The sequence below is a fragment of the Mycobacterium kansasii ATCC 12478 genome, assembly GCF_000157895.3.
Taxonomy (GTDB): Bacteria; Actinomycetota; Actinomycetes; order Mycobacteriales; family Mycobacteriaceae; genus Mycobacterium; species Mycobacterium kansasii.
Window position 1 is genome coordinate 2,443,712 of sequence record NC_022663.1, and the last position, 25,659, is coordinate 2,469,370.

10 protein-coding genes are annotated in these 25,659 nt (G+C 61.5%); 4 read left to right on the top strand and 6 right to left on the bottom strand.

Translation table 11 applies throughout. The features are described 5' to 3' along the window. Positions 1-19: 19 nt before the first annotated feature. From MKAN_RS32980 to MKAN_RS29550, 3 genes are all read right to left on the bottom strand, one after another. The gene (locus tag MKAN_RS32980; protein WP_023368071.1) at positions 20-502 is read right to left on the bottom strand and encodes an FAD-binding protein; all 483 of its coding nucleotides are present in this window, start codon (positions 500-502) and stop codon (positions 20-22) included. Beyond that, complete coding sequence (locus MKAN_RS10515) at positions 486-1,847, bottom strand: sugar porter family MFS transporter (RefSeq protein WP_023368073.1); 1,362 nt, start codon at positions 1,845-1,847, stop codon at positions 486-488. Before MKAN_RS10515 ends, MKAN_RS32980 begins: the two co-directional genes overlap by 17 nt. Positions 1,848-2,693: 846 nt before the next feature. Next, positions 2,694-2,945 (bottom strand): PE domain-containing protein, encoded by a 252-nt coding sequence (locus MKAN_RS29550; protein WP_080674222.1) that lies wholly within the window; start codon positions 2,943-2,945, stop codon positions 2,694-2,696. A 565-nt stretch (positions 2,946-3,510) separates the two neighbouring features. On the opposite strand from MKAN_RS29550, the gene MKAN_RS29555 reads away from it, so the two are divergent. Beyond that, positions 3,511-3,777 (top strand): MbtH family NRPS accessory protein, encoded by a 267-nt coding sequence (locus MKAN_RS29555; protein ID WP_225722882.1) that lies wholly within the window; start codon positions 3,511-3,513, stop codon positions 3,775-3,777. 770 nt (positions 3,778-4,547) lie between these two features. After that, entirely contained in the window at positions 4,548-5,819 is a 1,272-nt protein-coding gene (locus tag MKAN_RS10525; protein WP_023368079.1) for an Rv1453 family transcriptional regulator, read from the top strand. A 514-nt stretch (positions 5,820-6,333) separates the two neighbouring features. Here the strand turns inward: MKAN_RS10525 and MKAN_RS10530 are convergent. Then, a complete protein-coding gene (locus tag MKAN_RS10530; protein WP_036395496.1) occupies positions 6,334-9,393 on the bottom strand; it encodes an MMPL family transporter in 3,060 nt (1,019 codons plus the stop codon). Between the two features lie 487 nt (positions 9,394-9,880). Further along, a complete protein-coding gene (locus tag MKAN_RS10535; protein WP_023368083.1) occupies positions 9,881-10,972 on the bottom strand; it encodes an alpha/beta hydrolase fold domain-containing protein in 1,092 nt (363 codons plus the stop codon). A 2,642-nt stretch (positions 10,973-13,614) separates the two neighbouring features. On the opposite strand from MKAN_RS10535, the gene MKAN_RS10540 reads away from it, so the two are divergent. Next, complete coding sequence (locus MKAN_RS10540; RefSeq protein ID WP_042313562.1) at positions 13,615-14,268, top strand: ABC transporter substrate-binding protein; 654 nt, start codon at positions 13,615-13,617, stop codon at positions 14,266-14,268. A gap of 78 nt (positions 14,269-14,346) precedes the next feature. Here MKAN_RS10540 and MKAN_RS10545 read toward each other — a convergent pair whose 3' ends face one another. Beyond that, positions 14,347-15,249, bottom strand: a complete 903-nt coding sequence (locus MKAN_RS10545; protein ID WP_023368089.1) for a lipase family protein — start codon at positions 15,247-15,249, stop codon at positions 14,347-14,349. Positions 15,250-16,609: 1,360 nt separating this feature from the next. Between MKAN_RS10545 and MKAN_RS32555 the strand changes: the two genes are divergently transcribed. Then, on the top strand, positions 16,610-25,555 hold the full coding sequence (locus tag MKAN_RS32555; RefSeq protein ID WP_023368091.1) for a non-ribosomal peptide synthetase: 8,946 nt from the start codon (positions 16,610-16,612) through the stop codon (positions 25,553-25,555). Positions 25,556-25,659: the final 104 nt, after the last annotated feature.

The window sequence follows — 25,659 nt, forward strand, 5'->3', positions numbered from 1 at the left end:
CTTCGGCCCGGCTCTATCGTCAGAGATTGCATCGCAGTTCCCGCTTCTGCGCTGCAAGCGACCTGTGCGCCACCGCAACGGAGGTGACTGCGTGCGATACCGATCCATCACGGTTTCCTGGTCCATGCACTCCGCCGAAGAATGCGCCGGCCACGGACATGTGTGTCATCGAGCTGAGATTCTCGAGGGCCAAGCCGCCGCGGTACCACTGCGATGTCAGTTCGCCGTATCGGTTGCCGGTGTCGACACATCCGCTCATCTGGAGCGGATCAATCGCCAGTACCGCACGCAATCGATCGATCAAGACGAGATCACCGACGGTAACCACCGTACTGTCACCCGAATCGCCGCCGCCTACCGCTCGCACCGTTGCCGCCGCGGCCGCAGTCTGTTGCAGTTCCCGGATTGGCCCGGTCCGGTGCCGGAGCCCTGAACCAAACACAAGGTGAGCGGCCTTCACCCAACGTCCCGCGGCCGGTGCATCGTCAATCGGTGGGATCATCTTGCCTCACATCGATGTTGCGGCCGGTCAGCTTCGCTTCCACTTCGGCAAGAGTCAGACCCTTGGTTTCCGGGACGCAGACGCGGACGAATACCAGAAACCCAAGGGAGATTCCAGCGAAGATCAAAAATCCGATCGCGGCACGCGATGGTTGGCCGGGACTGCCCACGAGAATCGGAAACAGCAGGGCCACTACCAGGTTGGCAACCCAGTTGAGCGCGATTGCCACCGCGCTCCCACGAGACCTTATGCGGGTAGGGAGCACTTCGGCTACCAGGAGCCACCCAATTGGTCCGGCTGAGAACGCATGGCAAGCCGTAAAGGCAAGCATTGCGGCGATCGTTATTGCACCGGATACCGCGGACGGTGACAGCAGTCCGAAACTTGTCGCGGTAAGCGCCAGAATCATTCCCGTCAGCCCAACGGTAAGTAACGGGCGCCGGCCATGTCTGTTGAGCAGACTCACCGCTATCACCGTAAAGACGACATCAATCAATCCAACTGAGAATGAGGCGATTTCGGCACCAGCATGGCCACCGACACCCGCCATGGCGAATACCGCGGTGGAGTAGTAGACAACGGCGCAGATACCAACGAGCACATCCATCAACGACGCTCCCATGGCGACCATGATGGGTCGCCACAGCGACGGATCGCTTATGACTGAGACGGGCCGGCCCCGTTCTCGATGCGCAGCAATGATGCTTTGCAACTCGGCGGTGACCTCGTCGCGATGGCGGATCGCCGTCAGGGTGTTGCGCGCTTGGTGAGGTCGGCCACGAGCGACTAGCGAGTACGGGCTGGATGGGACTCTGGTCATTGTCGCGGTTTGCAAGATTGCTGGGATTGCGTTGGCAAGGAACATGATCCGCCACTCGTGGCCGCCAAAGCTGAGCAGGGCGCCAACCGTAAACGCCAACAGAAAGCCACTGGCGATGGAGAATTGGTAGGCGGCCATCATCGGCCCCCGCTTGTCAACGTTAGCCAGTTCCCCAATGTAGCTGGGTGTGACCGCCGTTGTTACGCCCACTGCGACACCGAGAATAAGTCGTCCAATCACTATCATCGGAGTGCCGTGAGCTGTTGCTGCGATGACCGATCCGAACGCTGCGACGACCCCGGCGACCCCAAGAACGAGCCGGTGGCCGTTGCGTTCGACGGCGCCGCCGGCGAAAAGGCACCCAACTAGAGCGCCGACGATCAAGCTGCTGACAACTGTTCCGACCGCTAGTCCGGACAGTGAGTATTGCTGCCGGATTGGCCCGATGGCGTCGTTGCTGACCGCGATCGAGTATCCGAAGAGGGTCCCCGCGGATCCACCGATGAGGAAAAGACGCCAACCCAACCCGCCGGACGAGGCGGTAAGTCCGGCTTCGGCCGGCCGCCGGCAATGGTGCGTCAGCCGCTGCCGGTGGCCCGGAGCGCGTCGCTGGCCGGGAAGCGTCGGGCCGTGTCGCAAGGCCCGAAACCGCAGTCGCCAAGCTCGCTCGGCCCCGTCAATGCCCCGGTACCCGGAGACGCCCCCCTGCCGACCACCGTACGGATTGGGCAGACAAGCAACTCGAACCCTTTCGCAACCCACTTCCTTAATGTCACTCATCTCATACACCGGTTGGACAAGCCGAAATTTCCTTCTCAATTGTCTGGCGCCCCATCGGACTACGCCCGGCCACATTTCTGCTCCGAGATTACGTTGCCTACCGAATTCGATGTATCCCCCGATCGATCGGTTTTGGGTTCCCCTGATTGGTTTGACCAAACTGCCGATTTGGTTTCGACGTGACCGACGTTCGACGTCGGCATGTGTCTGCGTAGGCTATGACCTGGGATTTAACTTCTGCGTAGCGCCGTGTAAAACTTGTGGACGCCGATCTGGCATTTTGCGGTCCCGGTTGCCATGTAAACCTACTGGACATATAACGCGGACGGGCTGATGGTGCGCTGCAAGCGCTCGACTGCAGCACGCAATGTCTACCAGCATCCGCAAAAAGAATGGCCGACGACATTGATTCGCCGCCGTAAGTCCTGATATCTGTGCGTTGTCCGCGACCACTGTCGGGCATTTGGCTGCGCCAGCCCCGGCGGTCAACGGCAAGCTCTGGGCCGCCGTGTTCACCGCGGTCCATCCGCCCGTCGCAGATGAGTCGGGCTTTGCGGTGTGAGAAACCGCTGGTTACGAGGATCAGCGCGACTATCCCCAGCTATGGCCGAAGGTAGCGCATCCAGCCGACTCCCCGACTCGTTCAACCGTCACCGCGGCACTGGCATTCTTGCCAGCACCGTAGTGGGCGGCAGTCTGGATCGACACCACATCAACTCGGGAAGGCGCTGTGGCGGCAATCAGCGACAGAACCGAAACATGTGCGGCAGCCAACCGAGCGGTCAGTGCTGCCACCTGCGCGCTGGCCGCGGCCAAGCGCTCAGGCACCGCTGGCAATGTCACGCGCATTCCTCCTTGAAACGGGCCTACGCCCGCCAGACACCTAGCGAGCCCGGCGGCGGCAGTACCTTTGTGGTTCAGCATCCTCGCGCGGTACTGCACGTCAGCCGCGATCCATCGACAATCATCGCCGGCGGCGCCGAAGTTACCAGGGTCAAAGCATCCCGATCAGTGGCGCGAAGCGGGTCAAACTGCGACCAGGATCCGCGCCAGCGGAAGGAACAAGTACAAAATGCCGCGTAATGAATGGACTCTTCGGCACAATGCACCACGTGGCGGTGCATCACCAATGGGTCTCCCCGCTGGGCCGAGTGACACGACCGTCGAGGTGGATCGACAAGCTCAGCGGTCGCGCCAATCGGATCGATAAACCGTTCAGCTCATTCCGATTTGAATTTCTCACCGAGGCAGCAGCAGTTCGGGCGTCGGGATTGTTCGTGGGGATGAGCACCGTTCAGGTCATAATTTCGCTCTAATCATCAACGGGGCGACGTCGACGATGTTCAGGCAGCTCCCCGGGGCAATCTGCGCTACAGGCCGGCGGTGCAATCGTTACCGATACCGCTACATGCGGCGACGCCATCAGGCTAGGGGTAACAACGTGAGTGTCAATCCTTTTGACAACGAGGGTGCTACATTGTCGGCCTTTGTCAACGACGAGAAGCAGTACGGGCTATGGTCAACTTTCGTCGATGTCGCCTCATCCTGGCGAGGCAGTCTCCGGTCCGGATTCTCCCGATGCACTCCGGAGTACCTCTACAAGAACTGGACCAATATTCGCCCGAAGGCGCTGCGTGAGAGATTGGCACAGCATCGCCGGACCGCGGGCCAGTAGGCAACGCGGATAACATTTTTCGATCCGAGCGTTAACAGTGCGCACAACCACCGGGCCGAGACCACCATCAGCTCCGCTGACACCAGCGCCCAACACCGCTTGGGTCGACGACACCGCTGAAACGCAAGTGCAACGCCATGTATCCGGGTGGGTCTGCGGCCGGACAGCCCGACCGCAATGCGTTGCCGGTCGCGCCGTTACCGTGCTGTCCCCCATTCGGCGTACAAGCGATTCCTGCTACCGGGGGAAGAGATCCGACCTTCGCGGTCCACCATCTGTACGATACCGGGGTATCCTAACTCGGTGCACAATGGTTGGGGCGGGTTGGATACGATGAGGTGCTGCCCCGAGGATGCGGTTACCCACAAGGCCTCTGCGGCAACATCACTGGCCGAGTGCTCGCCGGGCAACGATTTCAACCGGGGCCGGTAGCGGCCATCGCAGGTTCTGCCGGCCCGGCCGATTTGGATTCTTCGCAATGAGGAAGTAAGGGGCATGTCGCAAACCTGCGGGTCCGCTGTCGCGGCGGTGGTGACATCCGATGGGCTCCATTGGACCGCAACTGCATCGGGCCCACGCACTCCAATTTCGCTACGAGCGATCCACCGCCCGGGTCGATGTTGCCTAGCCACGCCATACGCAACGTAACTACGTTCCGTGTCAATTGATTTCGAGGCCAAACCAATCGCAGTCGATTCGCCGCCTTCGCTAGGGCGCCGAGCAGCAAAGGCCGACTCGATCCTCACCAAACGCTTTGCAGGAGAACCTAAATGTCCCAACTCACACGCAACCAGCCCTATGCCGCCGACTCGGCGTCGCAAGACTGGCCATCCGCAAGAACGCGCGAATTGATCCGTGCCGGTGCGCGAATCGCCCTCAACCCCAACCAGGAGTGGCTGGATCGCCTCGACAAAGCCACCCTCGGCAAGAATGCAGTCATCGCCGAAGACCCCGTCCTTGCGGCGGCCGTTCGGCGTGCGAGCCGCGCCAACCTGTTGCATTGGGCGGCGGCGAACGTACGTGATCCGGGTGCGCCTGTTGCAGCCAACCTCGGGCCCGAGCCGCTTGCCCTGGCTCGTGACTTGGTTCGTCGCGGACTCGATTCGACCACGCTCGAGATCTACCGCGTCGGACAGGATGTCGCGTGGCGGCACTGGATCGAGATTGTTTTCGGGCTCACCGCAGACCCAGACGAGCTGCGTGAAGTCCTCGTCGTCTCATCGTTGTCGATCAGTGACTTCATCAGCGCTACTCTCGCGGGCATCGCCGCGCAGTTGAAACTGGAGTTGAACGAGTTGGCTTGTGGCACCCATGCTGAACGCCGCGAGATCGTCGAGCTCATACTTGATGGCGCCGCGATTGGTCAGGAGCGTGCTGAAGCGCGATTGGGCTACTCACTGGATCAGCCACACACCGCTGCCATTCTGTGGAGCGACGATTTCGAGGGCGACCACATCTTCCTCGACAAAGCCGCCGATGCGGTCAGCTACGCTCTCGGTTCAACCCGGGCATTAACCGTGACCGCTACTGCTGCTACCCGCTGGATATGGGTGCCCGACGCCGTTGACCTTGATGTCGACACTATCGAAAAAGCGCTGACCAACTGTCCGGGAGCCCGTATCGCCATCGGTCCCAATGCGTCCGGGATCGAAGGTTTCCGCCGCAGCCATCTTGACGCGCTGGCCACACAGCGAATGATGACACGCCTGCAGTCACCCCGACGGATCGCGCTCTTCGCCGACATTCAGCTCGTCAATCTGATCACTCAGGATGCCTCTGCGGCAGAAGATTTCATCTCCAGCACGCTAGGTGACTTCGCCTCAGCCAGCCCGGAGCTACGTGCGACTCTCCTGACTTACATTCGCCAACAATGCAACGTGTCCCGCGCCGCCAAACTGCTCTACAGCCACCGCAATACGCTGTTACGGCGACTCGAGGCAGCCGCACGTATGCTCCCCCGTCCCCTCCCGCAGTCCTACGTCCATGTGGCCGTGGCCCTCGAGGCGCTGGAGTGGTACGGCAACCACACGAGCCCACGGTGATGGTTGAGTTCGCGGTAACGGCCGCTGGACGAAGCCGATGCTCCCAGGCTTGGATGTCAGCGGTGCGACCGCGTTGATCACGTCGCGTACCACCCTGTTACACCGCTGATTTCGACCGACAGCGACAGGATTCGGGTGCGTCGCACGCCGGGGCGTGAGCTCAATCGGGACCACGATGAGGGGGACGAAGCGTGCGGATTACCGCCGGCCCTGGCCAGCCTTACATTGTTGGGCTCTGAGCTCGGCGGCAACGCCTGCGGCCAGTGACGTGATGATTGCGCCCTCTCCAACCTGTCCACCGCAACCACAAACGGCGACCTTGAAGTGATGATGCGCGCAGCTTCCACATCCTGCACACAACTACCCGGACTCAAGCGTCCGAAAACCACTGCTTGACAACATCGCCGGTGCCCGAAGGGCCGGCAGGAGAGTCTACCCCCATCGGAAAAGACTGACGATTGGCAACGATCGGGACACCTCGGCTCACAGCGGGTGCGGCGCGTGTTGCGCCGTCCTATTCCTGCGCCATCGGTTCAGCGGTGCCGGGCCACCAGATCCGGTTACCAATGAGAGCCATCGCTGCCGGAGCCAGTACGGAGCGGACCACGCAGATATCGATCAGAAGGCCCGCACCGATTGTGAACCCAATCTGTACCAGCTGGATGACACTGCCGCTCATGAGCGCAAACATGGTGAGCGCGAACACTACGCCTGCTGTTGTGATTACGCTGCCGGTCTTCCCGAATCCGCGAATGATCCCGCGTATCATCCCCTCTCGAGACTCCTCCCGAATCCGCGAAGCGAAAAGCATGCTGTAGTCGGCACAGACCGCGATCAGTGCCATAAACGCTACGGGTAGTACGGAGAAGTCGAGATCGATCCCAATGATGTGCTGCCACACCAACACGCTTAGTCCTGCTGCAGATGTGAATGACAACGTAACCATGGCCACCAGCAGGACCGGAGCGAGGATGCTTCGCAGCAGCACCATCAGTACCAGCAACACCCCCACGATCGCTGCGAACCCAAAGACCGCAAAGTCATGCCACACTTGATCACCCATGTCCGCCGAGATGGAGGCGATACCCGTTGTAGCGAATCGTGCATCTTGCAGCGGGGTGCCGACGGCGGCGTGCTGTGCCGTCTGCGCCAAAACCCTTGCCGTGTCGCGCGCCTGGGAGCTGTAAGGGTTCGTCTTCCATACCACTACCATCCGGGCGACTTTCCCATCGGCCGAGAACAGAAGGTTCTCTCCCGCATGGAATGCCGCGTCCGTAAACCCCTGCGGGGGCATATAAAAGCCATTCCCGCTGCCGGCCGTCGTATGCATGCTGAGGCCGCCGAGGTAGCTGGAGGCATCCTGCAATCCTGCCCCGAGCTGACCGGTGAGGCTGCTCACCATGTCCACCCCGGTCTTGACCTGATCCAGGCCGATGACCAGCTGGGCCATCCCGCCTGACAGCCGTTCAGCACCCTGCGATAGCGCGGTTAGCCGTGCGCTGAGCTCAGCCGGCGATTTGCCGCCAACTTGCGCCGCCATCGACTGCAGCTGTTCCAACAGAGTCTTCAGCAACGGCAATGAAGCCCGGACCTTATCGATCGCCTCACGTGGTACCGCAGCTGCTGCTTGCAAGATGGTCAGCGCTCGGCCTACGGCGCCATTCGTAAGCTCGTTCAGATCCGCCAAGTCGGCGCGCCCTCGCATGCACAGCGGGTTGCCGGTGCACTCCGCGGTCGGCTCAGGCGTCAGCATTGGGCCCAAAGCCGCGTTCGCTGAACCGATGGCCGCCGCAGCCAAATCATCCTTGCTCAACGAATCCAAGACCAGATCCAGCAGATGCAGCGACGAGTTCAAATCGCCGATTGCTGCTGGCACGCCCATGCGGCCATCCGTCATCGTGGCCAGGGCAGAGCTGGCGGCACCGTAACTGTTCAACATGTTGCGAGCCATCCGCGAAACCTCCGCTACGCCCGAGACTAATTGGGGTAACTGGCTTTTTGCCGACTCAGCACCGTTCAGCAACTGCGTTACCCCCTGCCCAAGCCGCTCGAGATCGGGGGCCGACTCGCCGATGCGCCGCGACGCGTCGCCAAGCCGATCGCTGACCAGACCGACCTGATAGCCGATCGCGGTCTGCTTGGAAGGCGTTCCGAGCGGCCGGGTAATCGATCTTACGAAGGCCACGTCGGGAAGTCGGGCGATGTTTGTAGCGACAACCTCGAGCGCAGCCAGATCATCTGTGTCCCGCATATCGTGGTCTGACCTGATGACCAGGAATTCCGGGGCGGCTTCATTATGACCCCAGTGCGCAGAGACCTTTTCATATCCGATACGGCTTTCGGTTCCACGAAGCTGCATCGAGTTCTCGTCGAAGTTGATCTTGATCGTCGCCAACACCAAGGCGAGCGATACCAACACCACCAGCGATGCAGCCGTTAGCCAGCCGGAGCGTCGGACAATTTGAGCACCGATGTGACGCCAGCGAAACTCGTTGATTGCGCGCGGCTCTGCATAGCCCCGTCGACCCGCGATCGACAGCAGAGCGTAAGGCAGGCTGACCGATACTGCGAGCGTGATCGCCACAGCGATGGCGACGGGCGGACCCGCCGCCCGGAACAAACCGATCTTGGTGAGTATCATCGCCGAAAATGCGACCGCGATAGTCACTGCAGAGGCGATCAGAATTCCCGAAATCTTCTTACCAGAGCGGGTTATCGCCTGAGTCACAGGGAGTTTGCCTCTCCGACCTTCGTGATAGCTCGCGAGGATGAAGATGGCATAGTCCGTACCGACACCGAGTACCATCGCGGTCATCAAGGCGATGGTGAAGTTGGAAACCGTCATGCTGCCCGTTAGACCGAGCAACGAGACGATGGGGCGAGCCACGCCCAGCGAAACCCCGACCGTCAGCAACGGGATCGTTGCCAACACCACGGATCGGTACACCACCAGCAGCAGCACCCCGATCAACACGATCGATACCGCGGTGATAGCCAGAAGTGATCGGTCAATCTCGTCGAACAGGTCCGCCAACGTCGGCGCAAACCCCGTGTAATAGACATGGACGCCAGGGGGTTTCGGTAGCGATTCCACCATCCTGCGAACGTCGACGATGTTTGCCTTGGCCTTGGCCGAGCCGACCTTGCCCGTGCCGGCGACGAACAGGTTGATTGCTTTGCCGTCAGGACTAATCGAGATATCGCGCAGGTTCGCGTTGGAAAATGTATCGAGGACATAAGCGACATCGTCTTTGTCAGCCCGCAGCGCCTCGATGAGCCGACCGGCGAACGTCTTGTCCGCGTCGTTCAGGCCCGCTTCGTCGACGACCACGATGCTGCCAATGGCTGATGATTGTGGGACGCCGAAATCAGCCGACATATCCTGAAGGGTTTGCGCTGCCCGAAGGTGGGCCGGCATGAACGGTGCGGAGTCCTCGGCAACCGTCACTTCCAGTTGCGGTATCGAAAGATTCAGCATTCCCAGCAACAACACCCAACACCCGATAACCAGCCAGGCGTGCCTGGCGGCGAAAGCCGCCACGGTTCCGAACAACTGGCTATCACCGTGTGTCAGCACAGCGTCGACGACCCGCTTACCTGCCCGGACTACCCGGGATTGCCTTGGCGCAGGACCGTTGTCGCGCTGCGGCTCTGCGGCGCTCGGGCTTTCAACCTTCGGGTGAACATCAACGTGGACCATCGGAGTACCTTCTGCACGAAGGCGCCTGAGCCAGGGCCGACTCGGTGCCGCCACAACAAGCGTTGCCGCATCGTCGAAACGATTCGAGTGATCTGCGCGGCATAACCGCCACTGCGTCATTGCGGCCGGATTTCGCAGTTTTTTGTTGAACACTTTCTCGCGGCCATTCGTTGTGGGCGCCGCGATGTTCACCGCGTCGCCCACGTGAGGCGACTAGCAGGGTCGTGGCAGTCAGCCTATGGCACTCAGAAATCAGCGACGTGCACTCGCTTGATTTGGGTATGCGTCCAAAACGCCTCATGGTACTCCCGATAAATATGCTCTTCAGAACGGCATCGGGCCGTATGAAGTTCGACAATTTCTATTCACTGGATGCGCTTGACTGACCAGTGATTTCGCGAATGTAGTGCCCAATCTGACGCAACGAGCGGTTCGCTTCGGGCACTAGCGGCGCCGTAAGTTGGAAAACGTGAATTTGACCCGGCCACACGCGCACTTCGGCCGGTACTCCGGCCGCAGCTAGTTTGCCGGCAGCCAGCTGCGCGTCGTAAAGCAACACCTCCGAACCGGAGACGTGCAACAGTACCGGCGGCAGCTCGGGGCGAATATGGTCTAACGGCTCATAAGGTTCCTCAGGCCCGCCGTCAACCGTTTGCTTTGCGGTGGACCTGCCGACAAGAGCAGTAAGCGCATCAAATGCCTTCGCCGGAAGCACCGCGTCGGTCCTGATGTTGGGATGCGACTGCTTGGGCTCCTTGGCCAGCTGCAGCAGCGGGGACATCGCGACCAATGCCGCCGGCTTCTCATCGTCCTGCTGCAGCCGCTGCGCGAGCGCGAGCGCGAGGTAACCGCCCGCGGAATCGCCGGCCAACACGATCTCTTGCGACCGATAACCGGTTGCTCGCAGCCACCGGTATGCATCATGACAGTCGTCGAGCGCCATTGCGATCGAGTGCTCGGGCAGCAGCCGATAGTTGACCGCCAGGACGGGTGAGTCGCCATGTCGTGAAAGTGACCTGACGATCCTGCTATGCGAATTAGCGCCGCAGGTCACGAAGGCGCCTCCATGCAGATACAGCACCACCCGGCGCGGGTTTTCCGTAGGCCGCACCCCCGGCGCGCACACATACTGCGCGGTGGCGTTAGGCAACCTGATTGTGGTCCGGGTAGTGCCCGGCTCAGGCGGGATCAGGAAACCGCAGACGGGGTCGATGAGGCGCAGCGGCAGCGGAAGATGCGGGAAAAAGCCGACCATTGTCAGCATCGGCCTGATCGTCAATCGCGATGTCATCGCCACCAACCGCGCCGCAATACTGGGCCCAGCCTCGACCACCTCGACCGGAAACCCGTCGGCGGCCGAAACGCCACATACCTTGACCCGACGCGCCGCGGCATCAGGAGGCGGCTGAACAGGCTCTTCTGATGTGCCGGATACCCGAGCGAACGCGGTCATACCTAATGCCTTCCACATTGCGCACAACTATTTGCCACACCGACTGCGGACTTTGCTTTTGCTCGGCTCGGCTGGTAACGGATACAACAATGCACACCAGCGCGAGTGGCGCACCATTGCGCTTGCAGTAACGGTCCGCGTACCGGATCTTCAGGCCCGTTGAAAATTGTTTTCCCGTACGCCGCTACGACGACCGATGAGCACGAGAATCACCATGAGGAAACCTCCGGGAGACGAGGAATCGGCCATCCGGGGCGGGCTCCGTCGTCGTCGACGGTCCGCTCGGGCCACTGCGCACCGAAATAATGCGGTGGTGCAATAACCTCCGAGTGAAACTATAGCATAATGCTACGTTACCTTGCAATTACTTACTTGTTACGCAGCCATTATTCCGCCATTAGATGTCGGATATTTTGACATTCCTGGTACGGCTGAACTATATGCACCGGAAATGTAAACGGTCTTTACATCGCCACCGCGTGTCAGAGTGGCGATTCGATCTGAATCTGGATGGCTGTCCGATCAACTGAAGGGAACGCGCGGCCGTGAGGTACGGCGCAGTCGGGCGCGATCTGCAGGCAAAGGCAGTGGCTTTCAATGGCTTTCAATGGCTTTCAATGGCCTTCCATATTGCAAGTTGCACCACGGGATCAACGCTCACGCCTCCTCGCTCTGATATCGGCTCGTCGCAGACTCAAGCCATTGGGCAGCAACGCTTTTGGCAGCACATCGAAACCGGACCGGCGGCGTTCTCACCGACCGTGAGCGTGCCGACCATCGGCTCGACGTCGTCACGAAACATCCAACAGAGTCCGGCCGTCCGGGTAGTAGCGACTTGCCGGTTGTCGGCGAACGTCCGTCGGGTCGTGCGCCGACACCGATGCGGGACTGACCGCTAGGGTGTTAACTCTGACCAGCACCACGATTTCGTCATCAACGTGTTCTTGTGCTCTCGTCCCCGGTGAAATCGGGGTCATATCGGGGTGATATCGGGACCGGCCGACGTACACAGGCGCCGCTCATCGCCGTGAGATCTTTGAAAACGACGCCGACCCACCCGTCCGGGCGCCGGCCAGGTTGGCTATCAAAAGCAACCTCCAGGCTCAATGAAAGGCGCCGGAATTCAAAACAGCGGCTCCGGGGGCACTCATTAGTGCTATCAATTCATCTGACAGTTAAAGATCACACATTGGTCGACGGACCGGCGGCGAGGGATCTCATTCCCGTATGATGATCCCGCGCCGACAGCGCCGCCAACTCGGATTGGCCATTCACTCGGCCACGTTGTCGCAAGTGAACATCGCTGAGCTGTTGAATGCGAGGGCTGCTTCGTTCTCGGTGAAAAGCAGTTCATAGGTCATATCGTCACCTCCTTCAGCTTGCTGTGATATTGGGGGAGCGAATTTCGAGTAGATGATGGCCGCGGAACTTGCCAGCGACGACTTCCCGTCACCGACTCGCCGGCCTCGCGGAGCCGGCCCCGCATGAGACCCGGCGGGAACGCCTGACACCGCCTCGTCGGCCGGTGCATCGCCGACGTCCAGACATTGGACCAGCTGCCACAGGCTGTTGCCTACTGAATTCCGCCGGCGGCGGGTCCGGCACCCCAGGTGCAGGAGGTGTTGTTATCCCGTCGCCAATCTTCGCGGCAGCTACGCAACCCTTGCCGCCAAGCCCGGACCCTGCCTGCGAGCGGTTGCTACAACTATCAGGTCTGGCATTTTTTTCCATAGTCACGCTTTCCTCGATGGAGCCAATCTCGCCGGAAGATGACAATCCCCGACGAGGTCGATCATGCGGTCAATTCACGTCATCCAGGACGCTGTACCACGTCGGCGCTCGCCCTCTCATCGAATAAACAGCACGCCAGTGGGGGCGCGCCAGAGTCACATCGACTCATTCGCCGGGCCGATGTGAGACAAAGTGCCCACAGCTCGTGTATCCCTCGCTCAGCTGGGTGCAGAACTTCCCGACCAGATCCACGATGGCGACAAAGTGCCACATTACATTCGGCAAATTAGTGACGCGGTACAACCGGCCCGTGAGGGCGAATGCAGGTCCATGGTGCCATCGATCCATGGTGAGGATTCGTTCATTTGTCAACGCATTTTACAAGGCAGCCATCCACGACGCTCCGTGGCTAGTTCCAACGCATGTGATTTCCGCAACGTCCGGTACCTCAACCTGGACCAGCCGCACATTCCGCGTGTAGACATATCGGTAATTTTGGAAGGACGGCCGTCAGGTGCGGGAGGGCCGATACCCCCTACATCGTCACGCCTAACGGTGATGCCGCCTTGACCGGGAACATTGATTTGGTACATCAAGTCAAAGCGACAGTTGAACGTGACGGATCGGCCCCACTCACAATCCACCTGCGGTGCGAAGTCGAATGGGATTCAATCAGCCAATGAAATCCGTCGAGCTCCCGACAGGAGGGACATCGGGCGCATGACGACACCGAGTTCACTAACTGAAAGGGAGACACGTTGATGTCGGTTCGGAGGCGGCAGCTTGTGGTTGCCGGCGTGGCCGTGGCGGCTTCCGCCGGATTGGCGGCATGCGACGTCGCGGGCAGGCCGCCCAACGATAGGCGAACCCTACGGGTGGGAGCGGCGTTTCCTGATCCGCCCTTCAACGGCATGCCCACAGGTGGCGGTTTCGACATCGACCTGATGACCGAGATTGCCCGAGCCCTAGGCACTGAAGTCAGCTTCATTCGCTACGAAGGCGCCGACTTCAACGGCATCTTCGGTGCGCTCAACAGCGGTGACTACGACTGCGTCGCAGCCGGAACCACCGTAACACCCGAACGTGAGAAGCAAGCGGCATTCGTTGCGCCATACCTGATCTCGGGTCAGTCACTGGCCGTCGACACCGCCCGGCTGCCGAACGTGCGATCCATTGACGACCTGTCTGGACTGACAATCGGCGTCCAGCAGGGCAACACCAGCCAGCCAATCGCGAATCGCCTTGTCGCCGAAGGTCGAGCCGGCGCCGTGCGGGTATACGACTATGGCGCTGTCCGTTCAGCGATAACCGACTTGACCACTGGCGGCTGCGACGCCTTCATGAAGCTGGCGCCGGTGCTGACCGAGCTGGTCAAGCCGGTGCAAGGCGTCGAGGTCGTCCAGCGTACGGGCATATCGGTAGAAAAGATCGCAATCGGGGTCCCCAAAACGGACCACGACCTTCTCGAGCGGATCACCACCGCACAGGCCGCCCTGGAGGAGAACGGAACCCTGCCAAGGCTCCGACAGCGATGGCTCGGCAATCCCAATCTCAACCAAGCCTAACCGCGCCACGCCTCGCTGCACGTGTCCGGCCGCTGCTCGGGTTGCCCAATGGCATAGTTGACAGACTCGCGGCCCACATCAGCCATTCGAGTGGATAATCCTTTCCAGCCCAGCCTTATAGGCGAACAGGCTATGGCGCCACAGTGGGTCGATCGACCCGCCGCTGTCGACCTCGATCGCCCTGCCCACGTGTTTGTAGAAAAACGGCGGCAGGTATGGCACCAGATCAAGGAAGTTCACCACCCGATAACAGCTCGTGATTGCCTGATTGAAAGCCTTTGCGAAGTCACACAGCCCTGCGATAGGTCCCGCGAAGGTGATGGTGTTCGGTCGTAGGTTCGGCGTCATGTTGCGGAAGATATCGGGCGCAGCAAGCACCGCAAGCGCTGCGCCAAGGCTGTGCCCCGTAACGAGAATTCTGTCGCAGCCCGTAGCCGCGCTGGCGATGTTGTTGACCACGCTTTCGCGAACCAACTGGTAGACAGTCTGAAAGCCCGAATGCACATACCCGAACCCGCCTACTGGTTCATAAGGTTCAGGTATGGCGCCCAAGTCGGTGATCACATCGTCAAACGTGATGGTGCCGCGGAAGGCCACGAACGCGGTACGGGTAGATGCATTGCGCCCCATCAGCCCAAATATGTTGGCATTGAAGGCCAACTGTGTCACCTCGGGATGCTTTGCGGCTTTCTTCCCAGCAGTAATGGCATCGACCTTGATCAACGCGGTCTGAACAAATCCCGGCGGAAGCGGCACGTTGTTGCAGTCCGTCACCGAATAGGCGGCCAGGCACAATGGTAGCGGCACGTCCAGAGCAAATTGCGGGTCAAACCCGGTGACAATACTGGAATCCGGCCCGGTCGCATAGGCGGTGTTCATCAGCGGCGTAGCCCACGGCGCGAAAAGTCCCGCACCACCGAACAACGCTGCGCCAATTGAGAATTGCCGACGCGAGAGTTCTGCACGCTGTCCGTATTTCACCGAAAGCCTTTCTTAGCTTGACGACACATACATCCCGCGGGCGGGGCAGGCACACGCTACCGACAACTTCGGCCCTGCGGCCCGAGCCGTTGTTCGTCTGTCATCAAGCTGAGACCTGGCCGTTCCATAGTCGGACCGAACGGCACAGGGCCCGAGTTGGCTATAATATGTTGCGGCACAACATGATGCGCCTATTTACTGCGCCTGACAGCTGCTCGTGCAAGCACAGGCGCGATTGGGATCACGCATATAACTGGTCGTCCCGATGCCTGAAATACGCGCACGGCCGAATCTCCTCCAAACATCCCGAACTCGATTGGCTGTCACTGGTTTACGCTCCGTTGCCGACACTCGTCGGCTGTTATGGGCGACTGTCGACGCCCTGCACTGCTGGACGAGGGACTGGTCGATACTCAGTGAGGTGCTGCCGGCGATACACCCGGGCAGTGGGATATCCGCGGTGCAGGCATGGGCCGTTGCGACCCAAGTCAGCTCCGGCATTGGGGCAGAGTGTCGCGGTGTCGTGGCGACACGGGAATATGTGCACACACCGCGCGACCGCAACTGATCATCCGGGGCGCTTTGCCTCATCCGAACGAAACAGTTGAGCTGGTTTAACCCTGGCGACAACTCCGTAGCTGGTGTTAATTACTTCCGGATGGTCTCGAAACCCCATAGAGTGCAACAGATAACGCTCTGCACATGATGTTGACCATTCTTACCGGTTTGGTCGATGCCGACGAAGGTTTGCCTCAAGGAGGAATGCGCGTGACGTTGCGGGTCCTGCTGCGCACATGGCATCGACCACCAGCACGCTGGCACGACGCAACGGCGCTCGTGCGTTGCCCCCGCAGGCATGGCCATGCAGCTGTCTTGACTGTTGAGACCGTGTCCGGATCAGGCCGCCGCAAACCGCGGTTGGCAGTCGGACTCACAACGAGCGATGCGCTGTCAGAACCCGATGACTCAACCAGCTGAGTCGTTGAAAGTTCCTTTTCGCTGTGTCCAATCCATGTCCACGACGGGCGGTGCGGTGATCGCAGCACCAATAGGACTGCAGCCCGGGGGTTTCCAACACCACCTGTCGACCCGAACCCGACCGTGATGTCGCCGGAATCGGCCCGCCGTACGTCGTTCGTTGCCAGTGGGCGTCGCCAATCAACGGGCGAATTGCGTTAGGCGCTCGAGGCAAAGCGGATGTCCTTGAACAACACCGGCGAAGACGCCATATGAGATCGCCACCGAGTGCTGTCCGTTTGCCGCAGGTCGTCTTGCAGTGAACGATCGTCGACTGACGGCCGAGCGATGCTCAGCCCGAACGTAATTGGACATATGGCCGTTGAGCAGGCAGGTGACTCGAATGCGTAATGCCGAGTCCTTCGGGTTACCGCAAGCCGACGTGCGCGACGAACAGTCATGCCTGTCGGCGTGGGATAACGCGGCCGCGTTGACCACTACCGGGTTGGCTGGGGCGACTGTGCCTGGGTTGTTTGCCGAGCAGGTGGCTCGGAGCCCGTCGGCGCCGGCGCTGACATTCCTTGGGACCACGTTGACCTACCGTGAGCTGGATCAGGCCGCTGACCAGCTGGCGTGGCGATTGGCCGGGCACGGGATTGGCCGCGGTGACGTGGTGGCACTGCTGCTGCAGCGATCAGCCGAGGCGGTGATCGCTGTCGCGGCAGTACTGAAAACCGGTGCGGCTTATCTGCCGATCGATCCGGCTCTTCCCGATGCCCGCATCACGTTGATGATCGACGACGCCATGCCGGTGGCCGCGCTGACCACCACCGGACTGCGCCCACGCCTGAGCGGCCACCAGCTACCGCTCATCGCCGTCGACGACCCGACCCTTAGGTGTTCGCCCAGTTACCCCCTCGACCATCCCCGCCCCGACGATATCGCCTACATCATCTACACCTCCGGCACCACCGGAACACCCAAAGGCGTGGCTATCAGCCACCACAACATCACCCAACTGCTCACCGCACCAACAGCTTTCACCCCGGCCGCCGGGCAAACACTGACCCACTGCCATTCCTACGGCTTCGACGTATCGGTATGGGAGATCTGGAGCGCCCTGCTGCACGGCGCCCGGCTGCTCGTCGTCCCTGAAACCATCACCGGCTCCCCCACCGAATTGCACCGACTACTGACCACCGAACACGTCAACGTGGTGATCCAGACGCCGTCAGCATTTTCTGCGCTCCTGCGGGCAGCCGAGGTCCCACAACACCAACCAAGCCCTCGGCTGCAACTGGATGCGGTGATCTTTGGTGGTGAGGCCTGCCCGCCCGCGCTGGTGGACCGGTGCCGGACGACCGGGCAGCTACTGATCAACGCATACGGTCCGACCGAGACCACGATCTATACATCGATGAGCGCCTCGTTGCGTCCGGGGGCGGGTGTGGTTCCTATTGGGTCGCCGGTGCCGGGGGCGGCGTTGTTTGTGTTGGATGCGGGTTTGCGTCCGGTGCCGGTCGGGGTGGCCGGGGAATTGTATGTGGCCGGGGCCGGGGTGGGTTATGGGTATGTGCGCCGGGGTGGGTTGACCGCCTCGCGGTTTGTGGCCTGCCCCTTCGGCGCGGCGGCGGGAACACGGATGTATCGCACCGGGGATGTGGTGCGCTGGGGCGCTGATGGGCAGCTGCAGTTCCTCGGGCGCGCCGACGAGCAGGTCAAAATCCGCGGGTACCGCATCGAGCCCGCCGAGATCGAAGCAGTGCTCACCGGCCATCCCCGAGTGGCCCAGGCAGTCGTCGTAGCGCACACACCGGCCTTGGAGCCCACCGCCGATGACGCGGCTGAGAAGCAATTGCTGGCCTATGTGGTCCTCGATCGGGAGACGACGCTAACGCGGGACGAGCAGCGAGAATCGCAACTGATTGAGCAGTGGCGGGGAGTTTACGACAATCTGCATTCGGCATTTTTTGACGCAGGCATGCTGCCAGCAGCCCTAAGCGACAATTTCGCCGGTTGGAATAGCAGCTACACCGAAGCGCCCATCCCCCCGGATGAAATGCGGGACTGGCGATCAGCCACGGTGCGTCGGATAACCGGGTTGGACCCCAAGCGGGTGCTGGAGATCGGGGTGGGTTCCGGGCTGTTGCTGGGACAGCTGGCCCCACAGTGTCTCGAGTATTGGGGCACCGATATCTGCGAATCCACGATCAAGGCACTAGGCGTCGCGGCGGCTGGCCAACCGTGGGGTGATCGGGTGCGCTTGCACGCACAGCCCGCAGACTCGGCCAAGGGATTGCCGCACAGTCACTTTGACGTGGTGATCCTCAACTCGGTGATCCAGTACTTCCCGAGCGTGGCCTATCTACTCGATGTGCTCACCACGGCACTGCAACTGCTCACACCCGGCGGGGCATTGTTTATCGGTGACGTGCGCAACCTGAGCTTGCTGCAAGCATTTATCACCGGGGTGGTCTGCGCCGACACCACCAGCACCCACGCCAGCCCCGCGGCGCTGCGCGAACGAATACGCCACGAAATACTCGCCGAACAAGAACTGCTGCTAGCACCGGAATTCTTCGCCGCTGTGCCCCAACACCTCAGCGACATCGCCGCCGTGGACATCCAACTCAAACACATGACAGCAGTCAACGAACTCAGCAACTACCGCTACGACGTCATACTGCGCAAAGCACCAACACCCATACACTGCCTAGCCGAGCTGCCCACCCAACCCTGGCAGCACTACCAAAGCCTCGACAAGCTGGCCCACTACCTCCACACCCAACAACCAGCCCAGCTACGCATCACCGGAATACCCCACGGCGGAATCTGGCCCGACATCACCATGGCCCACACCCTGACCCACACCCACGACCCCACCGCGCTGCACCAACGCCGCCCAACCATCCCCACCACCACAGTCCTACCCCACCAATGCCACCAACTGGCCCAACACCTGGGATACACCACCACCCTGACCTACTCACCCACCCCCGGCCTGATCGACCTCATCTACACCCGCACCCCCCACCCCACCCACACCGCGCTGACCAACGTCTACCTGCCCACCCACCCCCTCCACGACATCACCAACTACGCCAACAACCCCTCGGCCATCGAACTGATCACCCAAATCCGCCGCCACGCAGCCACCCAACTCCCCCCACACATGATCCCCGCAGCGATCATGACCATCGACGCCCTACCACTAACCCTCAACGGCAAACTCGACCGACAAGCCCTACCCACCCCCCAGTTCGTCAGCGACAAAACCTACCGAGCCCCCCGCGACCACCACGAACACACACTGGCCACCCTCTTCGGCGAAATCCTCGGACTAACCCGAATCGGCATCGACGACAACTTCTTTCACCTAGGCGGCCACTCCCTATCAGCCACCCGCCTAGCAGCACGCATCCGCGCCGAACTCGGCATCGACATCTCAATCCGAACAATATTCACCACACCCACCGTCGCCGGCCTAACCACCACCATCAAAACCCCCAACCCCAAACCAGCCCAGCCACCACTGACCACCCGACCCCGACCCCCCCAAATCCCCCTATCCTTCGCACAGTCTCGGTTGTGGTTCATCCACAAGTACGAGGGCCCCTCAGCGACCTATAACGTTCCGTTAGCGCTGCGGATGACCGGCGAACTCGATGTCGAGGCACTCATTGCGGCCATCGGCGACCTGGTGACCCGTCACGAAGCGCTACGCACGGTGTTCCCCGAAACCGACGGTGTCCCCTGGCAGCGGATCGTGCCGGCCGAAGCGGTGGATTCGCCGGTATCGGTGACCGAGGTCGCCGACGAACAGGAGTTGGCGCAAGCGGTGGCTCAGGCCGCTCAATATCGCTTCGATCTGACAACTCAGATCCCGATACGGGTCGATGTGCTGCAACTATCGGCCACCGAGTGCGTGTTGGTGTTGGTGGTGCACCACATCGCCGCCGACGGGGCCTCGCTGGTGCCGTTGGCCCATGATCTGGCCGCGGCCTACACCACGCGCTGTCTCGGCCAACCGCCGCATTGGTCACCGCTGCCGGTGCAGTACGCCGACTACACCTTGTGGCAACACGAAATCCTGGGCTGCGAAGACGATCCCAACAGCCAGATGGCGCGGCAGGTCGCGTACTGGCGTGACGAGCTGGCCGGAGCGCCCGAACACATCACGTTGGCCTCAGATCGACCCCGACCGGCCCGGCAGTCGTTTCGCGGGGGGATGGTGCCGTTCACCATCGGCGCCAAGCTGCGCGAGCGCCTCCAGCAGCTGGCTCACGACACAGGCACCACCATGTCGATGATGCTGCAGGCCGGGTTGGCGGTGCTGTTACGCAAACTCGGCGCCGGTGATGACGTCACGATCGGCGGACCGATCGCTGGACGCACCGACCAAGCGCTGACCAACCTGATCGGGTTTTTCGTCAACAGCTGGGTGTTGCGAGTCGACACCTCCGGCAACCCGACTTTCGCTGACGTGCTCCAGCAGGTGCGTGCCAAGGCGCTGGCCGCCTATGAAAACCAGGACGCTCCGTTTGAACGTCTGGTAGAGGTGCTCAACCCGAGACGGTCGACGGCCTACCATCCCCTGTTCCAAGTGGCATTCGCTCTGCAAAACAATCCCGTGCCTGCAGTCGAACTGCCCGGGATAGAGATCGAATTTCTGACCGTGTCCACCGGCGCGGCCAAGTTCGACTTGTTCATCAACCTGGTGGATCTGCCCCCGGCCGCCGGGAAGCCGCAAGCTATGCCCGCCAGCATCGAATACGCGGCCGACCTGTTCAACCGCGACACCATCGAAAGGTTCGCCGGCTACTACCTACGCCTGCTGCACACCGTCACTACCGACCCATACCGGCGTATCGAGGTGATCGACGTCCTTGATCCCGCCGAATGCGTCCAGATGCTGACTCGATCCAACACCACCGCCGCCACCGGACCGGCCGGGTTGGCTGGGGCGACTGTGCCTGGGTTGTTTGCCGAGCAGGTGGCTCGGAGCCCGTCGGCGCCGGCGCTGACCTTCCTTGGGACCACGTTGACCTACCGTGAGCTGGATCAGGCCGCTGACCAGCTGGCGTGGCGATTGGCCGGGCACGGGATTGGCCGCGGTGACGTGGTGGCGCTGCTGCTGCAGCGATCAGCCGAGGCGGTGATCGCTGTCGCGGCAGTACTGAAAACCGGTGCGGCTTATCTGCCGATCGATCCGGCTCTTCCCGATGCCCGCATCACGTTGATGATCGACGACGCCATGCCGGTGGCCGCGCTGACCACCACCGGACTGCGCCCACGCCTGAGCGGCCACCAGCTACCGCTCATCGCCGTCGACGACCCGACCCTTAGGTGTTCGCCCAGTTACCCCCTCGACCATCCCCGCCCCGACGATATCGCCTACATCATCTACACCTCCGGCACCACCGGAACACCCAAAGGCGTGGCTATCAGCCACCACAACATCACCCAACTGCTCACCGCACCAACAGCTTTCACCCCGGCCGCCGGGCAAACACTGACCCACTGCCATTCCTACGGCTTCGACGTATCGGTATGGGAGATCTGGAGCGCCCTGCTGCACGGCGCCCGGCTGCTCGTCGTCCCTGAAACCATCACCGGCTCCCCCACCGAATTGCACCGACTACTGACCACCGAACACGTCAACGTGGTGATCCAGACGCCGTCAGCATTTTCTGCGCTCCTGCGGGCAGCCGAGGTCCCACAACACCAACCAAGCCCTCGGCTGCAACTGGATGCGGTGATCTTTGGTGGTGAGGCCTGCCCGCCCGCGCTGGTGGACCGGTGCCGGACGACCGGGCAGCTACTGATCAATCAATACGGCCCTTCGGAGACGACCATGTATGTGGCCCATGCGTCGTTGCGTCCGGGGGCGGGTGTGGTTCCTATTGGGTCGCCGGTGCCGGGGGCGGCGTTGTTTGTGTTGGATGCGGGTTTGCGTCCGGTGCCGGTCGGGGTGGCCGGGGAATTGTATGTGGCCGGGGCCGGGGTGGGTTATGGGTATGTGCGCCGGGGTGGGTTGACCGCCTCGCGGTTTGTGGCCTGCCCCTTCGGCGCGGCGGCGGGAACACGGATGTATCGCACCGGGGATGTGGTGCGCTGGGGCGCTGATGGGCAGCTGCAGTTCCTCGGGCGCGCCGACGAGCAGGTCAAAATCCGCGGGTACCGCATCGAGCCCGCCGAGATCGAAGCAGTGCTCACCGGCCATCCCCGAGTGGCCCAGGCAGTCGTCGTAGCGCACACACCGGCCTTGGAGCCCACCGCCGATGACGCGGCTGAGAAGCAATTGCTGGCCTATGTGGTCCTCGATCGGGAGACGACGCTAACGCGGGACGAGCAGCGAGAATCGCAACTGATTGAGCAGTGGCGGGGAGTTTACGACAATCTGCATTCGGCATTTTTTGACGCAGGCATGCTGCCAGCAGCCCTAAGCGACAATTTCGCCGGTTGGAATAGCAGCTACACCGAAGCGCCCATCCCCCCGGATGAAATGCGGGACTGGCGATCAGCCACGGTGCGTCGGATAACCGGGTTGGACCCCAAGCGGGTGCTGGAGATCGGGGTGGGTTCCGGGCTGTTGCTGGGACAGCTGGCCCCACAGTGTCTCGAGTATTGGGGCACCGATATCTGCGAATCCACGATCAAGGCACTAGGCGTCGCGGCGGCTGGCCAACCGTGGGGTGATCGGGTGCGCTTGCACGCACAGCCCGCAGACTCGGCCAAGGGATTGCCGCACAGTCACTTTGACGTGGTGATCCTCAACTCGGTGATCCAGTACTTCCCGAGCGTGGCCTATCTACTCGATGTGCTCACCACGGCACTGCAACTGCTCACACCCGGCGGGGCATTGTTTATCGGTGACGTGCGCAACCTGAGCTTGCTGCAAGCATTTATCACCGGGGTGGTCTGCGCCGACACCACCAGCACCCACGCCAGCCCCGCGGCGCTGCGCGAACGAATACGCCACGAAATACTCGCCGAACAAGAACTGCTGCTAGCACCGGAATTCTTCGCCGCTGTGCCCCAACACCTCAGCGACATCGCCGCCGTGGACATCCAACTCAAACACATGACAGCAGTCAACGAACTCAGCAACTACCGCTACGACGTCATACTGCGCAAAGCACCAACACCCATACACTGCCTAGCCGAGCTGCCCACCCAACCCTGGCAGCACTACCAAAGCCTCGACAAGCTGGCCCACTACCTCCACACCCAACAGCCAGACCAGCTACGCATCACCGGAATACCCCACGGCGGAATCTGGCCCGACATCACCATGGCCCACACCCTGACCCACACCCACGACCCCACCGCGCTGCACCAACGCCGCCCAACCATCCCCACCACCACAGTCCTACCCCACCAATGCCACCAACTGGCCCAACACCTGGGATACACCACCACCCTGACCTACTCACCCACCCCCGGCCTGATCGACCTCATCTACACCCGCACCCCCCACCCCACCCACACCGCGCTGACCAACGTCTACCTGCCCACCCACCCCCTCCACGACATCACCAACTACGCCAACAACCCCTCGGCCATCGAACTGATCACCCAAATCCGCCGCCACGCAGCCACCCAACTCCCCCCACACATGATCCCCGCAGCGATCATGACCATCGACGCCCTACCACTAACCCTCAACGGCAAACTCGACCGACAAGCCCTACCCACCCCCCAGTTCGTCAGCGACAAAACCTACCGAGCCCCCCGCGACCACCACGAACACACACTGGCCACCCTCTTCGGCGAAATCCTCGGACTAACCCGAATCGGCATCGACGACAACTTCTTTCACCTAGGCGGCCACTCCCTATCAGCCACCCGCCTAGCAGCACGCATCCGCGCCGAACTCGGCATCGACATCTCAATCCGAACAATATTCACCACACCCACCGTCGCCGGCCTAACCACCACCATCAAAACCCCCAACCCCAAACCAGCCCAGCCACCACTGACCACCCGACCCCGACCCCCCCAAATCCCCCTATCCTTCGCACAGCAGCAGATGTGGTGTGTCGACCAGCTGGAGGGTCCGTCCGCGCTCTACAACATTCCGTTAGCGCTGCGATTGAGCGGCGGTCTGGATGTCCAGGCGCTAAGCCATGCGCTGGATGACGTGGTCGGCCGCCATGAGCCCCTGCGCACCGTCTTTGTCAGCGTCGATGGCATACCGCAACAAGTCGTGCTGCCCCCCGCACGGGCAGATCTCGGCTGGCAAATAGTCGATGCCACCCAGTGGTCGACCGAGAAGCTCGACCAAGCTCTCAGTCGACATGCCCGCGATCCCTTCGACTTGTCGATCCAGATTCCGTTGCGCGCCAGACTTTACCGCGTCGCTGACGACGAACACATCTTGGCGATTACCATCCATCACATCGCCGCTGACGGTTGGTCGATGGCCACATTTGCGGCCGATTTGGCTGTGGCTTATCGCAGTCGATGCGCCCGACGGGCGCCAGCATGGGCCTCGTTGCCGGTGCAATACATCGATTACGCGCTCTGGCAACATGAATACCTGGGTGACCTGGCCGATCCCACGAGCATCATCGCGAGTCAGCTACGGTACTGGGAGGAAACCCTCGCCGGAATGCCCGAGCGGCTGGAACTGCCTACCGACCGGCCCTACCCACCAGCCACGGTCGGCAACGGGGGCACAGTGGCCCTGCATTGGCCACCGTCGCTGCACCAGGACATAGCGCGCCTCGCCCACGAAAGCAGGGCTACCGCTTTTATGGTGGTCCACGCAGCCCTGGTTGCATTGCTGTCAAAGCTCAGCGCCAGCACGGACATTCCAGTCGCGATCAACGTCGCCGGTCGCACTCACCCGGCATTGGATGATCTGATCGGCGTGTTCGTCAACAGGTTGGTTTTGCGCGTCGAGGTAGCTGAGGACGCCACCTTCACCGATTTGCTCGGCGTGGTACGCGCGCGCAGCTTGCAGGCCTTCGACCACCAAGACATCCCCTTCCGGGTTCTCACCGAGCGGCTCAATCACCATGGATCACCGAGCACCGCGCTGGGGCAAGTAATGCTGGGCTGGCAAACCAACAGACCCGCCGAGTGGATGCTGGGCGATCTGGACGTCACCGCTGTCCACTTACAAACCAACGTCGCTCGAATGGACCTGGCACTGTTCCTCGAAGAGAACTTCACCGCCTCCGGTGCGCCCGCCGGAATCAGCGGAGTCGTGGAGTACCGCACCGACGTCTATGACGCCGCCACCATCGAGGCCTTAACCGCCCGGTTGAAAAATCTGCTATCGGCGGTAGTTGTTGCTCCGCAGCAGCGGGTATCTTCGATCGACCTTTGCCACGAAAGTTAGCGGGTGCCTTTTTGCCGTCGGCTGGTTGCGTCCGCGGGCGAGCGGTGTCCGCACCGCTCAGCGAATTCTCAACTGATTCTTCGCAACCGCCTTGCCTGATTCAA

What these genes read in the sequence shown, in the direction of transcription:
- MKAN_RS32980 (WP_023368071.1), bottom strand. Translation starts at nt 502, where the DNA reads ATGATCCCACCGATTGACGATGCACCGGCCGCGGGACGTTGGGTGAAG.
- MKAN_RS32555 (WP_023368091.1), top strand. Translation starts at nt 16,610, where the DNA reads ATGCGTAATGCCGAGTCCTTCGGGTTACCGCAAGCCGACGTGCGCGAC.
- MKAN_RS29555 (WP_225722882.1), top strand. Translation starts at nt 3,511, where the DNA reads ATGCGGCGACGCCATCAGGCTAGGGGTAACAACGTGAGTGTCAATCCT.
- MKAN_RS10525 (WP_023368079.1), top strand. Translation starts at nt 4,548, where the DNA reads ATGTCCCAACTCACACGCAACCAGCCCTATGCCGCCGACTCGGCGTCG.
- MKAN_RS10540 (WP_042313562.1), top strand. Translation starts at nt 13,615, where the DNA reads ATGCCCACAGGTGGCGGTTTCGACATCGACCTGATGACCGAGATTGCC.
- MKAN_RS10535 (WP_023368083.1), bottom strand. Translation starts at nt 10,972, where the DNA reads ATGACCGCGTTCGCTCGGGTATCCGGCACATCAGAAGAGCCTGTTCAG.